This window comes from Thiobacillus sp. SCN 63-57, from assembly GCF_001725555.1.
GTDB lineage: Bacteria > Pseudomonadota > Gammaproteobacteria > Burkholderiales > Thiobacillaceae > Thiobacillus.
This window is the reverse complement of sequence record NZ_MEGP01000024.1, coordinates 21,756-35,860: the sequence shown is the minus strand read 5'-3', so window position 1 is coordinate 35,860 and position 14,105 is coordinate 21,756. Positions and strand designations below refer to the sequence as shown.

16 protein-coding genes are annotated in these 14,105 nt (G+C 65.7%); 3 read left to right on the top strand and 13 right to left on the bottom strand.

Annotation, left to right across the window (positions count from 1 at the left end):
• Positions 1-19: 19 nt before the first annotated feature.
• The 11 genes from ABT23_RS10585 to glpK form a co-directional block, all read right to left on the bottom strand.
• Positions 20-1,360, bottom strand: coding sequence for a HAMP domain-containing sensor histidine kinase (locus tag ABT23_RS10585; RefSeq protein ID WP_296634744.1), 1,341 nt, complete (start codon positions 1,358-1,360; stop codon positions 20-22).
• The gene (locus tag ABT23_RS10580) at positions 1,357-2,019 is read right to left on the bottom strand and encodes a response regulator transcription factor (RefSeq protein ID WP_296634738.1); all 663 of its coding nucleotides are present in this window, start codon (positions 2,017-2,019) and stop codon (positions 1,357-1,359) included. Before ABT23_RS10580 ends, ABT23_RS10585 begins: the two co-directional genes overlap by 4 nt.
• A 28-nt stretch (positions 2,020-2,047) precedes the next feature.
• Positions 2,048-2,806 (bottom strand): hypothetical protein, encoded by a 759-nt coding sequence (locus ABT23_RS10575; RefSeq protein WP_296634731.1) that lies wholly within the window; start codon positions 2,804-2,806, stop codon positions 2,048-2,050.
• The gene (locus tag ABT23_RS10570) at positions 2,803-3,588 is read right to left on the bottom strand and encodes a hypothetical protein (RefSeq protein WP_296634728.1); all 786 of its coding nucleotides are present in this window, start codon (positions 3,586-3,588) and stop codon (positions 2,803-2,805) included. Before ABT23_RS10570 ends, ABT23_RS10575 begins: the two co-directional genes overlap by 4 nt.
• A gap of 51 nt (positions 3,589-3,639) precedes the next feature.
• Positions 3,640-3,975 carry a PepSY domain-containing protein gene (locus ABT23_RS10565; RefSeq protein WP_296634727.1) on the bottom strand — a complete coding sequence of 112 codons (336 nt, stop codon included), beginning with the start codon at positions 3,973-3,975 and terminating at the stop codon, positions 3,640-3,642.
• A 151-nt stretch (positions 3,976-4,126) separates the two neighbouring features.
• The gene (locus ABT23_RS10560) at positions 4,127-4,522 is read right to left on the bottom strand and encodes a DUF302 domain-containing protein (protein WP_296634724.1); all 396 of its coding nucleotides are present in this window, start codon (positions 4,520-4,522) and stop codon (positions 4,127-4,129) included.
• 82 nt (positions 4,523-4,604) lie between these two features.
• The gene (locus tag ABT23_RS10555) at positions 4,605-5,072 is read right to left on the bottom strand and encodes a cytochrome c (protein WP_296634722.1); all 468 of its coding nucleotides are present in this window, start codon (positions 5,070-5,072) and stop codon (positions 4,605-4,607) included.
• Between the two features lie 47 nt (positions 5,073-5,119).
• Positions 5,120-5,860, bottom strand: a complete 741-nt coding sequence (locus ABT23_RS10550; protein WP_296634952.1) for a Mut7-C RNAse domain-containing protein — start codon at positions 5,858-5,860, stop codon at positions 5,120-5,122.
• 117 nt (positions 5,861-5,977) lie between these two features.
• Positions 5,978-6,106: a hypothetical protein gene (locus tag ABT23_RS10545; protein WP_296634720.1), complete on the bottom strand. Its 129-nt coding sequence runs from the start codon at positions 6,104-6,106 to the stop codon at positions 5,978-5,980.
• A gap of 95 nt (positions 6,107-6,201) precedes the next feature.
• Entirely contained in the window at positions 6,202-7,782 is a 1,581-nt protein-coding gene (locus tag ABT23_RS10540) for a glycerol-3-phosphate dehydrogenase/oxidase (RefSeq protein ID WP_296634718.1), read from the bottom strand.
• Complete coding sequence (glpK, locus tag ABT23_RS10535) at positions 7,775-9,283, bottom strand: glycerol kinase GlpK (protein ID WP_296634716.1); 1,509 nt, start codon at positions 9,281-9,283, stop codon at positions 7,775-7,777. The genes ABT23_RS10540 and glpK overlap by 8 nt, the downstream gene beginning before the upstream one ends.
• A 563-nt stretch (positions 9,284-9,846) precedes the next feature.
• On the opposite strand from glpK, the gene ABT23_RS10530 reads away from it, so the two are divergent.
• A complete protein-coding gene (locus ABT23_RS10530; RefSeq protein ID WP_296634713.1) occupies positions 9,847-10,320 on the top strand; it encodes a YciI family protein in 474 nt (157 codons plus the stop codon).
• 8 nt (positions 10,321-10,328) lie between these two features.
• On the opposite strand, the gene coq7 is transcribed toward ABT23_RS10530, so the two are convergent.
• Complete coding sequence (coq7, locus tag ABT23_RS10525) at positions 10,329-10,952, bottom strand: 2-polyprenyl-3-methyl-6-methoxy-1,4-benzoquinone monooxygenase (protein WP_296634710.1); 624 nt, start codon at positions 10,950-10,952, stop codon at positions 10,329-10,331.
• 115 nt (positions 10,953-11,067) lie between these two features.
• Complete coding sequence (gene dctP / locus ABT23_RS10520) at positions 11,068-12,156, bottom strand: TRAP transporter substrate-binding protein DctP (RefSeq protein ID WP_296634708.1); 1,089 nt, start codon at positions 12,154-12,156, stop codon at positions 11,068-11,070.
• Positions 12,157-12,249: 93 nt separating this feature from the next.
• Between dctP and glyA the strand changes: the two genes are divergently transcribed.
• Both glyA and nrdR read left to right on the top strand, forming a co-directional pair.
• Complete coding sequence (gene glyA, locus ABT23_RS10515) at positions 12,250-13,494, top strand: serine hydroxymethyltransferase (protein ID WP_296634706.1); 1,245 nt, start codon at positions 12,250-12,252, stop codon at positions 13,492-13,494.
• An 85-nt stretch (positions 13,495-13,579) separates the two neighbouring features.
• Entirely contained in the window at positions 13,580-14,062 is a 483-nt protein-coding gene (nrdR, locus tag ABT23_RS10510) for a transcriptional regulator NrdR (protein WP_296634703.1), read from the top strand.
• Positions 14,063-14,105 lie beyond the last annotated feature (43 nt).

Sequence of the window (14,105 nt, the reverse complement as noted above, 5' to 3'; positions counted from 1 at the left end):
TGCTGCACGCGCAGGGGATTCAATCACTCGAAGATTCGCGCACAGGCGGGCCGCTCCGACCGTTCTGCTCGACCGGTTGCACGTAGCCAAACACGAGTCCGGCATGGTTCGGCGTATTGTTGAGCGTCACCACCCCACCCAATCGGACTGCGGCTTCGCGCGCGATCGCCAGCCCCAGGCCGCTGCCTTCCCCCCCAGTCGACAGCCGATGGAAGGCGTCGAAGGCGTGCCGCAACTCCGCCTCCGGAATGCCCGGGCCGGTATCGACCACCTCGATCAGGGCCTGGTTGCCATCGCGCCGCAAACGCAGCGTCACTTCGCCGCCACGCGGTGTGTACTTGAGCGCGTTTTCCAGCGCATTGCGGATGATCAGGCCGAGCGCCCGCGGATCGGACCGCATCGACTTCAATCCGGCGTCCTCCATGCCCAGGTCGATTCCAGCCGCCTCGGCCACGGGATGGAATTCGGCGATCAGCTCGCGTGCAAATGCCTGCACGTCGACGTCGGTCCATGCCGCTTCGCTGGCCTGGAGCCGCGCCAGGTCGAGCAGCTGCACGGTCAGCCTGCGCGCCCGCTCGATTCCCGCCTGGAGAGGGACCAGGCGCTCGCGCATGTCGGCCGGAGACGTTGCCTGGGCGAGGTTCTGCGCCTGGAGCGCAAGCGCCGTGAGCGGCGTGCGCAGCTCATGCGCGGCATCGGCGACGAACCGGCGCTGCTCGGCGATCATCGTGTCGACGCGTGCAAGGAGCCGGTTGATGGCGTCGACGAAAGGCGCGATTTCCTCCGGCAGGTCATGCCGGGGCAGCAACGTCGGGCGTTCGGCCGACTGCCTGTCGAGTTCCTCTGCAAGCCGCCGGATGGGCGCGAATTCGCCACGCACGATGAATGCGATCAACCCGATCAGCAGTGGCAGCAGCAGCAACAGCGGGATCAGCGTACGCAGCGCGCTGTTGAGCGCGATCTCGTTGCGGCTGTCGGTCGACTGCGCGACGGCGAGACGGCCGCCATGCCCAGTATCGCGAACAAACACCCGCATCGCCTCCTGCCCGCCGCTTCCGGCGAGCGTGTGAAGACCCGGCGCGATGTCCGGCGGCAACCACGCCGGACGCGGCCCGGCGGGAAGACGGACCACGCGGATTCTCGATTCGGGGTCTTCGACACTCTTGCTCGCTGCATCGAGCTGCCGGATGTCCGATGCGCCGCCGGCGCTCAGCGCGGCGATCTGCCGCAAGGCATCGTCCTGGAATTCCTGCGCCTCGGCATAGGCGAAATAGAAGGCGACCGCGGTCGCGATCACGCCGCTGGCCAGAACGGCCCCGGCCAGCATCTTCGACAGGTGGCGCTGCAGCGAACGGCTCACGACGCCTTGTCCACGCACCAGCCGGCGCCGCGCACATTCTTGATCACGTCCTGGCCGAGCTTGCGGCGCACGCCGTGGATCAGAAAATCCACGGCGTTGCTCTCGACCTCCTCGTTCCAGCCGTAGATTCGTTCTTCCAGTTCGGACCGTGCCAGGATCGCACCGGGCCGCAGCAGCAGGGCCTGCAGGAGCGCAAACTCTCTCGCGCTGAGCGTCACCGTGCGGTCGCCGCAGACCGCCTCGCGGGTAGCCGGATCGAGGCTGACGCGGCCGTTGCCGAGGATCGGCGCCGCCTGGCCGCCCTGGCGGCGGATCACGGCACGCATGCGCGCGAGCAGTTCGTTGACGTCGAAGGGCTTGACCAGATAATCGTCCGCGCCCAGATCGAGCCCCTGGATGCGGTCGTCGACGCCGTCGCGCGCGGTGACGATGATGACCGGCAGCCTGCGGTCCGCCTCGCGCAGGCGGCGCAGGACCTCCAGGCCGTCGCGCCCCGGCAGACCGAGGTCGAGCAGGACAGCTTGGTGCTCGGCTGATTCGAGGACATGCGAGGCCGTCCTGCCGTCGCGTACCCAGTCGACGGCGTAGGCGGCATCCTTCAAGGCCGTGGCAACCGCCTCGCCGATCATCGGGTCGTCTTCAACCAGCAGGATGCGCATGCTCGCCTTTCGTGTCTGCCCGCATCGTTCAGTGGCTCAGCCGGGCCGGCCGTTGCCGAAAAGCCGCGACGAAAAGCACGATCGCCGACAGTAACACGGCCGAGGCGCCGAACCGGCTGAGGTCAAGTCCGCCGGCGTGCACGGGCTTGTCCAGCAGATCGCCCACCACGGCGCCCAGCGGCCGCGTCAGGATAAACGCGGCCCAGAACAGCACGGTGCGGGAAATCTTCGTCCTGTAGTATGCCGCGGCGATCAGCGCCAGCAGCACACCGAACACGAGCGCGCCGCCTTCGTAGCCGAGACCGGCGCTGTCGGCCGTCCAGTCGCCAAGGGCCGTTCCGAGCGTCTGCGAGAACATGATCGTCATCCAGTAGAACAATTCGGACCTGGGCGATCCGACGGTGTCGATCGAAACAGAGCCCAGCGTGCGGTACCAGAGGGCCAGCGACGCCATCAAGAGGCCGAACAGCAGCGTCGCGCCGCCGGCGTAGCCGATGCCGAGCGAGCGGTCGGCGAAGTCGGCGAGCGTCGTGCCGACCGTGGTCGTTGCGATGATCGTGGTCCAGTAGATCGCGGGGTGGAACCGCCTGGCGCGAATCTGGACGATGACCGCGGCGAGGAAGACGGCCGCGAAGATCCCGGTGCTCAGCAGATAGCCGAGGTTCATCGACATGGACAGCGCATCGCCTCCGGTCTCGCCGAGCGTGGTCGCGAGGATCTTGATGATCCAGAAGACGAGCGTGACTTCAGGAACCTTGCTCAGGGCTTCTTCGGTTGTGAGGTTCATTGCGCACTCCTTTGTTCGGTCGAATCCCTGCGGGTCAGGGTAAGGTAGAACACCAGGCCGGAAATGGCGGCCAGGAACAGCAGGCTGGTCTGCACCGTGCCCAGGCCCAGCCCTCCATTCGCCGCCGGCTGCGACAGGTAGTCGCCGCACGCGGCCCCCAGCGGCCGGGTCAGGATGTAGGCAAGCCAGAACGCCAGCACCGCGTTGGCCCTGAGCGCGTAGTAGCCGAAGGTCACCGCCGCGATCAGCCCGCCGAACAGCAACGCCGAATGAGCGTAGCCGAGATTCAGACGCTCTGCGAACAGGTCCCCGGCTGCCGTGCCCAGCGCAAAGGTGAACAGTATGGCAGCCCAGTAGTAAAGTTCCCGGCTGCGCGTACGGATGCTGTGGATCGACAGCGTCCACTCCCTCGCGTACCAGATCGCGAACGTAGCAAGCAGGGCCAGGCTGAAAGCAGCCGTCGTCACCCCCAGCGGCACGCCCAAGTGATCGGTCAGATTGTCCGTGATCAGGGTGCCGACGACGCTGATCAGGACGACCGTCAGCCAATAGAGCCAAGGCACATAGCGCTTCGCGCGCAACTGGGCAGCGAGCGAAACCGCCAGCAGGCCAGCCATCACGATGGAAGTCCCGGTCAGGCCGAAATTGAGATCGAAGTTCAGGAAATCGGCGGCGGTCTCACCCACCGTCGTGGCCAGGATCTTGATGATCCAGAAAAACAGGATGGCCTCGGGCACCTTGTTGAGTAGGTCCCGCCCTGCGGCCGCCGGCATGTCGTTCATGTGTACGCTCCCCGGAAATGCAAAAAAACCGGAGCCAGGCTCCGGCCAGGTTCAGTCTTCGTGGTCGCCGCCGTCGTCATGGTCGGCCGCATCAGCGGTCGCTTCGATGACCTTGCCATTTCCGGCGTCCACCTTCACGTCCATTACCGTGACCCCCTTCACGACCTCGACGTCGAACACGCCACGTCCCTTGTGGCGCTCGTACTCGGCGCGCGAGGCCTTGCCGCCAACATGCTGTTCGGCGGCGCCGACCGCCTGGACGAGGCTGATTCCAGCGCTCGAAATCGTCAGCGCGTCGTTTTCCGGGGACTTGGCCGCGACGGCGGTGCCGACCACGGCTGCAGTGGAGAAGGCGGCAAGCGCCGCCAGATAGGCTTTGTGTTTCATGATGATCGCTCCTTAGAACACGCGAACATTCGCGTGAGGGTCAAGATAGCGATCGAGAATTAGGCGACAGTTAGCTCATGCCAATGTGACGGCACGATGCACAAACGAAAAAAAGCCCGCCGAAGCGGGCTTCTTCCTGCGCCGGGCGCGCTTACGCCGCCAGGCTGTCCTTCACCCGCATCAGCCGCGCACGGGCCTCGGTCGCCACACCATGCACTGCGGTGTTGCTCACCAGCTTGACCATGATGCCGGGGTCGAGGAAGGACACCGTCACCTTGCCGTCTTCTTCTTCGCGCACCACGACGTTGCAGGGCAGCAGCATGCCGACGTCGGGTTCAGCGGTGATGGCCTGGTGCGCCAGCGGCGGGTTGCAGGCGCCGAGGATGCGGTAGGGGCGGCCATCGACGTTGAGCTTGGCCTTCATCGTGGCCTGTACGTCGATGTCGGTCAGTACGCCGAAGCCTTCGGTCTTGAGGGCGGCGGTGACCTTGTCGACGGCTGCGTTGAAAGGACCGCTGATGGTGGTTTCGAATCCGTATTCGCTCATGGGGCTGCTCCAGATGGGTAGGGTTTCAATGGCTGGTATTTTACCTGCCGTCCTCCCCTGACGGCAGAAACGCCAACAAGTTTCACGGCTCCATCGATTGCTGTTCCATCTTCCACCATAAGCGGTACACCGGATCGGACCACAGCGACTTGATGTAGACAACCACGTCTTGCATCTCCTGCTCCGAGAGCTTGCCTTTCCAGGCCGGCATCTTGCCCTGCCCCTGCGGGCTGCCGTCGCGGATCACTTCCAGCAGGGCTGCAGTAGGGTGGTGCCAGGCATGCGCGCTGTCATCCAGCGGCGGCGGCGGGAACATGCCGTTGGCATCGCGCACGCGCCAGTCGCCCGGTTGCCCCTTACCGTGGCATTCCATGCAGTGCTTTTCATAGACCGCCTTGCCGCGCGCCACCTGAGGGGCATCCAGCTTGCGATCGAGCGGTGCGGCCTCCGCATCCGCCGCACCGGGCGAACCGGAGGGTGCGTCGTCGCAGCCGGTCAGCGCCAGCCCGGCCAGCAGGGATGCAAGGATTTGCAGCTTCAAATTACTCATCGATCCTCCTTCAATTCCACGATGGACCGAACGACATCGCTCAAGTTTCATGGCGACAGCACGCCATCCAGCATCTGCCGCATATGCAGCCAATGCGATCCTTCCCAGTACACGCGGCCGCACATGCCACAGATGCTGAAACGGTCGTAATGCATCCGCACCCTGGCTGGCAGCCGATCCACCACACTGGCCTTGTCGACCGGACGCAACGGCACGTTGCAGTGCAGGCAGAGGGTGAACGGCCGGGCGCTGCGCGCCAGGTCGAGTCGTTCAACGATTTCCTTCAACTGCGCCTCCGGTTTCAGCGCATGCACGTAGCAGCCGTGCGTCACCGTGCGGCGCTTCAACAACTCGCGATCGCGCGTCAGCACGATGCGGTCGTCCTGCTCGCATATCGCCACGATGGTGTCGTCGTGGAAATGGTTGTCGTACAGCGTATCGAAGCCCAGCATGCGCAGCATGCGGGCGAGCCCGCCCAGGTGCGCGTCGGCGACGAAGCGCGGCTCGCGCAGCGGGTAGTCGCGTACGCGCAGGAGTGGCGTCACGTCCATCGCCTCGAAGCGCGGATACACGGCTACCCGGTCGCCGTCCTGGAGGATGCGACCGAAATCCGCCGACTCGCCGTTCACCAGGATCAGCTCGACCTCGGTGTGCGGCACGCCCAGCGCCTCGATCATGTGCTTGGTCGTCGCCGCCTCGGCGCACGGCACGCTGAATGCCTGCTTGCGCCGGGCCGGCGCCAGGAAGTCGTTCAGTTCTTCATAGAAGCGGAAGGTCGCATTAACCATATGCAACTATTGTCGCCATTTGCGGCTGCCCGGAAAACCCGCACGCCCCCGCCCGACCGATGCCCCGAATGCAAAACGCCACCTCGACGGTGGCGTTTGTGCGGGCTTCCTCAACGATCAGTGCGGGACCTTGATGGGTTTGCCTGTTTTTGGCGGGGCGATGAACGATCCCACCGGAACCACAACCTGTTTCGGCTTCTTGGGTTTCTTGGCTTCCTTGTTTCCGCGTAACTGGCCTTTTGCCATGGTGTTTCTCCTTGCAACGGCTTCAGAAGGCCGTGCCGCCTCAACGGCAACACAGCACTGACCGATCATAGGCGCTTGCGCAGGAAAACCTAGCGTTATCTTGCAACTCCGGACTCGCCTGACAGATAAGCCTGGGCGAAGCCTGTATACGCGGCCACTTCGTGCGCCTGCCAGGCAAGGTCGCGTCCCAGGGCGCCGGCAAGCAAGGCCGCCACAGTGGGCGCAGCCTCGATGCTGGCGCGCGCGTCGAGCAGCAGGGCACGCGTGCGCCGTGCCAGCACGTCCTGCACCCTGCGCGCCATGTCGTGACGGGCCGCCCATTCCACTTCGGCGCCGATGTAGGGCAGCCGTGGATGCAAAGGCGCGCCCCACTCCGCGCGCGCCTGCGCCAGGGCCTGCACCGCGCCGGCATCCGAACCGTAGGCGCGCAGCGGGGTCGGCACGAAGTCGGCGGTGGCGCCGTGCAGGGGCAGATCCACGGTGCGGCAGGCGCGGCTCGGCAGCTGCGCGACGCGCGCGGCGACGTCGGTAGCCTGCTCGGCCATTTCGCGGTAGGTCGTCCACTTGCCGCCGGTGATGCTGACGAGGCCCGATTCCTCGCGCAGCAGATGGTCGCGCGCCAGCGCGGACGTACTGCGCCCGCTGCCGGCGCGCACCAGCGGGCGCAATCCGGCGAACACGCTCAGCACGTCCTCCCGGCGTGGCGTTTCCTGCAGGTAGCGCCCGGCGTGCTCGAGCAGGAACTCGATCTCCGCCGGCTGCGCGCGCGGTTCGGTATCCGCGTCCTCGACCGGCACGTCGGTGGTGCCGACCAGCAGCCGGTCCTGCCACGGGATGATAAACAGCACGCGGCCGTCATCGGTCTTCGGCACCATGAGCGCATTGCGGCCGGGCAGGAAGCGCCGGTCGAGCACAATGTGCGCGCCCTGGCTGGGCGCTACCCAGGCGGCGGCGCCCGGCTCGGCCATGCGGCGGATCGAATCGCAGAACACGCCGGTGGCGTTGACCACGACGCGCGCCGGGATCTCGTGCTCGGCGCCGGTTTCGCGGTCGCGCGCCATCACCCCGCTCACCGGCGTGCCCGGCCCGCCCGCACGCAGCAGGCCGGTCACCTGGCAGTAGTTGATGAGCGTCGCGCCGTGGTCCCACGCGCTGGCCGCAAGGCAGACCGCGAGGCGCGCGTCGTCGAACTGGCCGTCGTGGTACAGCACGCCGCCGCGCAGATGCTCGGCGCGCAGCGTCGGCAGTTCGCGGCGGGTCTCGGCTGCGCTGAGCCGCTGCGAGCGTCCGAGGCTGGCGCGTCCGGCCAGGCGTTCATAGAGTCCCAGGCCGAAGCCGTAGTAGAGGCTCTCGCCGCGCTTGTAGGTGGGGATGATGAAGGGCTGCTCGCTGGACAGGTGCGGCGCGTTGGCCAGCACGCGGGTCCGTTCGCGCAGCGCGCCCATCACCAGTTTCAGGTTGCCCTGGCGCAGGTAACGCACGCCACCATGCAGCAGCTTGGTGCTGCGGCTGGAAGTGGCCTGGGCGAAGTCGTCGCGTTCCAGCAGCAGCGTGTCGTAGCCGCGCGTGGCGGCGTCGAGCGCGATGCCGAGACCGGTGGCGCCGCCGCCGATCACGACCATGTCCCACGGGGTGCGCCGGGCGGCCAGACGCTCGATCGCCTCGTCCCTATTCATGGCCCGGTCCTGTCTCAGGCTCGGCCCAGCCCTTGGAGCGCTCCACCGCACGCGCCCAGCCGGCGCGCAGTTCAGCGATCCGGCCGCGCGACAGGACCGGCTCGAACACGCGCTCGACCTGCCACTGCGCGGCGATCTCGTCCAGCCCGCCCCAGTAGCCCACCGCCAGGCCGGCCAGATAGGCCGCCCCCAGCGCGGTGGTTTCGGTGACCGTCGGCCGCAGCACCGGTACGCCCAGCAGGTCGGCCTGGAACTGCATGAGCGCGTTGTTGGCGGTGGCGCCGCCGTCCACGCGCAGTTCGTTGAGAGTGAGGCCGGCGTCGGCCTCCATCGCAGCGATGAGGTCGCTCACCTGGTAGGCGATGGATTCCAGCGCGGCGCGCGCCAGATGGCCCGCGGTGGTGCCGCGCGTGAGGCCGTGGATGGCGCCGCGCGCATACGGGTCCCAGTGCGGCGCGCCGAGGCCGACGAAGGCCGGCACCAGATAGACCCCGCCGTTGTCCGGCACGCTCGCCGCCAGGCTTTCCACCTCGGACGCGCTGCGGATGATGCCGAGCCCGTCGCGCAGCCATTGCACCACCGCACCGGCGATGAAGACGCTGCCTTCGAGCGCGTAGCTCGGCTGCCCCGCGATGCGCCATGCCGTGGTGGTGAGCAGACGGTTGCGGGACGGGATCGGGGTATCGCCCGTGTTCATCAGCATGAAGCAGCCGGTGCCGTACGTGTTCTTGACCATGCCGCGCTGCGTGCAGGCCTGGCCCAGCAGCGCCGCGTGCTGGTCGCCCGCCATTCCCGCGATGGGGATGCGCCCCGCGCCCAGCAGGTCGGTGTCGCCGTACACGGTGCTGGAGTCGCGCACTTCGGGCAGCACGGCGCGCGGCACCCGCATGCAGCCCAGCAGTTCGTCGTCCCATTGCTGCCGTGTGATGTCGAACAGCAGCGTACGCGAGGCGTTGGTCGCGTCGGTGACGTGCAGCGCGCCGTCGCTGAGCTTCCACAGCAGCCAGCTGTCGATGGTGCCGAACGCCAGCTCGCCCGCCTCGGCGCGGCGCCGCGCATCGGGCACGTTGTCGAGGATCCAGCGCAGTTTGGTGCCCGCGAGGTAGGCGTCGAGCACCAGTCCCGTCTTGCGCTGGAACAATGCTTCGTGGCCCTCCGCGCGCAGTTCGTTGCACAGGCCCGCGGTGCGCCGGTCCTGCCACACGATGGCGTTGTACACCGGCTGCCCGGTGCGCCGGTCCCACACCACCGTGGTCTCGCGCTGGTTGGTGATGCCGATGGCCGCGATGTCGCGCCCCGACAGGCCGGCCTGCGTGATCGCCTCGGCGGCGACGCCGAGCTGCGTCGACCAGATCTCGTTGGGGTCGTGCTCGACCCAGCCCGGCTGCGGGAAGATCTGCCGGAATTCCTTTTGCGCGATGGACTGGATCTGCCCCGCATGATCGAACACGATCGCGCGGGAACTGGTGGTGCCCTGGTCGAGCGCGAGCACGTATTGCATGTACACCTCCGGTTGTGAGCCGTGAGCCGACCCTTGTTTCAATCAGGCGGTATTCACAGTGTGCTGACCATGATTCCAAGAAGCGCTGATTGATCCTGCGCTTCTGCGACACAAGGATGCCGCCGCAGCTGCCGACAGAAGCTCTTTTTTTCATGCTAACACGGGGATTTTTTCCGTCAGCGGGTATAGCGCACGGCAAGTTCTACTGATGCCGAGCCAATGCGCAGGAAAGGCAGCCTGTTTGAGGAAGCCTATGAGCCTGTTGCGTTTCCGTGCGGATACTGTGATGCTTGCCCCGAATTCGATCGCACACTTGGTCAAGCCATTTGAGGAATGAAGGGAGGGGTGTTTGATATCTGCTCAAGCACCCCCTATTAAAAACAATCAAAAACAGAACAATGCCTTACCCTGAAACCGAACGCGTTATACACCTCGCATAGTGCACGTGAGGCTCCAGAAAGGGCTAAGCCCGGCGCAGCTTGCTAGGTAAGGTGTGGTCTTGTCGAGTTGACGAGTCCTCGTTCGTCGTAGTTATACCCAGACAAACCTACGGAGAGCAGGCTATGCGATTCATCATCACGGCGCAGTCGAGTGCGGAGAAGACGACGACCGATCAGCAGTCCGAATTCGATGTAGAACTCTTCAAGGCGTACATGCGCTTCAACGAGGAGATGCATCAGGCCGGCGTGCTTGTCGCATCCGAGGGCCTCAACCCTGCGGCGAAAGGGGCCCGCATCGCGGTAGCAAAAGGCAAACGCTACATCGTTGACGGCCCCTTCGCCGAGTCAAAAGAACTCGTGGGAGGCTTCTACCTCATTGAAGTGGGCTCGCTTGACGAAGCGATTCAATGGGCTCTCCGCGCTCCGTCCGGCCTCGGGACAGACGACATTCTGGACATTCGTCAATTGACAGGCCCGCGAGACCTGCCGCCTGAAATTCTTCAGCTCATCACGGAGGCTGCGCCGACGTGGAGTGCCGCTGCTTGGCAGTCGCTCGGCGCAGACACGTCGCAAGCCAAGGGTTCAACCGAGGCCTAATTCAAGCGTTAAACCCGGCTCGCCGTCTGTCGCATCACGTTGGCGGCGAAGCGCATCGCCTGCTTCACCGGCAACGGCAAGGGCGCGCCGCCATGGTCGACCGCGGTCTGCGCATGTTGGGCTTCGTCGACTTTCATCTGCTCGACCACCGCGCGACTCTTCGCGTCAGCTTCCGGCAGTTTCTGCAAATGGCCGTCGAGGTGCGCCTCGACCTGGCGCTCGGTCTCGGCGAGGAAGCCGAGGTTCCATTTGTCGCCGAGCAGGCCGGCGACGACGCCCATGCCGAACGCGCCACCGAACCACAGCGGATTCAGCAGGCTCTTGCGGCCGCCGAGTTCGTTGATGCGCGTCTCGCACCAGGCAAGATGGTCGGTTTCCTCGCGCGCGGCCTGCTCGAGTTCGGCGCGTACTTTTTCATTCTTCGCGGTGAGCGCCTGGCCAGCATACAGCGCCTGCGCGCACACCTCGCCGACGTGGTTGACGCGCATGAGGGCGGCGGCCTGGGCTTTTTCCGCTTCGCTCAGTTCGGCTTCCGGTCCGGCGCCGGGATAGGGACGGCCGGCATGAGGGCTGGCGAAGACGGTGCGCAGGCCGAGGTCGAAGGTGGTGATGAGTTGGTCGAGTTTGTTCATGGTGCCTCGGTTTTCTCTCTGACGGGCATGCCCTTCGATCGTTCGACAAGGCCCTCCTGAGCAAAGTCGAAGGGCTCACGATCAGGGCGAACGGTGCCTAGGGTGAGCACCGGCGTCATTTTACAAAGTAATTGAAGTTGGCGTACGCCGCTTCCGCAACCTTGAACCACTGGAACTCGGTGTCGCGGAACTGCTTCCATGCACGGTAGATCGCGGCAAAGTCAGGGTTGGTCCGGGCCTCTTCCTCATACATCTGGAAGCTGGCGCGGCGGGCGGCGAGCATCACGTCCTTGGGATAAGCGTGCAGCTGGACGCCCTGTCCCACCAGGCGCAGCAGCGCGGGCGGGTTCTGGGCATCGTATCGCGCGAGCATCAGCTGGTTGGCCTCGGCGGCGGCCACTTCGAAGGCCTGGCGGTACGATTCGGGCAAGGCGTGCCACGCAGCCTGGTTGACGTAGAAGGAGAGCTGCGCCTCCCCTTCCCACCAGCCGGGGTAGTAATAATGCTTGGCGATCCGGTGGAAGCCGAGCTTTTCGTCGTCGTAGGGGCCCACCCATTCGGCGGCGTCGATCGCGCCGCGTTCGAGCGCGGGATAGATGTCGCTGCCAGGCAGGGTTTGCGGGACCACGCCGAGCCGCGCCATGATCTGGCCGCCGATGCCCGGGATGCGCATTTTCAGGCCCTTGAGATCGGCCAGCGACTTGATCTCCTTGCGGAACCAGCCGCCCATCTGGGTGCCGGTGTTGCCGCCGGGGAACTGCACCACGTTGTATTTGGCGTAAAGCGCGCGCATCGCCGAGAGGCCGCCGCCGGCGTACATCCAGGCATTCTGCTGGCGCGCGGTGAGGCCGAACGGTACCGCGCAGTCGAAGGCCAGCGCCATGTTCTTGCCGACGTAGTAATAGCCCGCCGAGTGCCCGCACTCGACCGTACCATTGCCGACCGCGTCGAGTACCTGCAGGCCGGGCACCAGTTCGCCGCCGGCGAACGCGCGAATCTCGAATTTGCCGCCGGTGAGTGCCGCCACCCGTTTGCTCAGGGTTTCCGCCGTGTCATACAGGATGTTCAGGCTCTTGGGGAAGCTCGACGCCAGCCGCCAGCGAATCGAAGGCAACTGCGTCCCTTCGGCAGGCGCAGCCTGTGCGGCGGACAGCGGCAGCACGGCGGCCACGCCGGCGCCCGCCAGAAAGTCTCGTCTTTGCATGAATCCACTCCGGTTTTGGCCGATTATACGAGCCGCCGCGAAACCGCTGCGTGTTAAAATCGCGGTCTTTCAAGCCCTGCCCGACTGCCATCCATGTTCAACCGCCAAGACACCCTCGCCAAGACCGATCCCGACCTGTGGGCCGCGATCCAGAAAGAAGACCAGCGCCAGCAGGACCATATCGAGCTGATCGCGTCGGAAAACTACACCAGCCCGGCGGTGATGCAGGCGCAGGGCTCGCAGCTCACCAACAAATACGCCGAGGGCTACCCCGGCAAGCGCTACTACGGCGGCTGTGAGTACGTCGATATCGTCGAACAATTAGCCATCGACCGCGTCAAGGCGCTGTTCGGCGCCGAGGCCGCCAACGTGCAGCCCAACTCCGGCTCGCAGGCCAACCAGGCGGTGTTCATGGCCTTCTTGAAGCCCGGCGACACCATCATGGGCATGAGCCTGGCCGAAGGTGGCCACCTCACCCACGGCATGGCGCTCAACATGAGCGGCAAGTGGTTCAACGTCGTCGCCTACGGCCTCAACGAGAAGGAAGAGATCGACTATCCGAAAATGGAAGCGCTGGCACGCGAACACAAGCCGAAACTGATCATCGCCGGCGCCTCGGCCTACGCGCTGCGCATCGACTTCGAGCGCTTCGCCAGGATCGCCAAGGAAATCGGCGCGATCTTCATGGTCGACATGGCGCACTACGCGGGCCTGGTCGCCGCGGGCGTCTACCCCAGCCCGGTGCCGCACGCCGACGTCGTGACCTCGACCACCCACAAGACCCTGCGCGGCCCGCGCGGCGGCATCATCCTGATGAAGGCCGAGCACGAGAAGGCGATCAACTCCGCGATCTTCCCCGGCCTGCAGGGCGGCCCGCTGATGCACGTCATCGCCGGCAAGGCCGTGGCATTCAAGGAAGCGGGCAGCAAGGAATTCAAGCACTACCAGGAACAGGTGATCGCCAACGCCCTGGTGATGTGCAAGGTGCTGGTCGAGCGCGGCCTGCGCATCATTTCCGGCCGCACCGAGAGCCACGTCTTCCTGGTCGACCTGCAGCCCAAGAAGCTCACCGGCAAGGAAGCCGAGGCGCTGCTGGGCCGCGCCCACATCACGGTCAACAAGAATTCCATTCCCAACGACCCGCAGAAGCCCTTCGTCACCAGCGGCATCCGCATCGGCACCCCGGCGATGACCACGCGCGGCTTCAAGGAACTCGAAGCCGAACAACTGGCGCACATGATTGCCGACGTGCTCGATGCACCGACCGACGAAGCGGTGATCGAGCGGGTGAAGGGCGACGTGGCGAAGCTGACGGCGAAGTATCCGGTCTACGGCTGATGCGTGAAGCGATAGGCGTGAGGAGTGAGGCGGCAGTCCGCTCCCTTTCACGCCTCACGCCTCACCCCTTGCTCCTCGCGCTCCCATGAAATGTCCCTTCTGCGGTTCTCTGGATACCCAGGTCATCGACTCCCGCGTCAATGAGGCGGGGGATGCGATTCGCCGCCGCCGCCGCTGCGCCGCGTGCGACAAGCGCTTCACCACCTGGGAGACCGCCGAGCTGCGGCCGCCGCAGATCGTCAAGTCCAACGGCACGCGCGAGGACTTTTCCGAGACCAAGCTGCGCGAAGGTTTCCGCCGCGCGCTGCACAAGCGCCCGGTGTCCACCGAACTGGCCGACGCCGCGGTCGACCGCATTCGCCAGCGCCTGCTGACGCTGGGCGAGCGCGAAGTGCCCGCGCGCGAAGTCGGCGAACTGGTGATGAGCGAACTGAAGAAGCTCGACAAGATCGCCTACATCCGCTTCGCCTCGGTGTACAAAAGCTTCCAGGACCCGGACGATTTCCGCGAGATGCTGCAGGACCTGGAACGCGCGCCGCCCCAGGGCGTGGACGACCTCTTCGAATAGTCTGCCGTGCGTGCCGACCGCCACTCCGCCGCCGATCATCTGC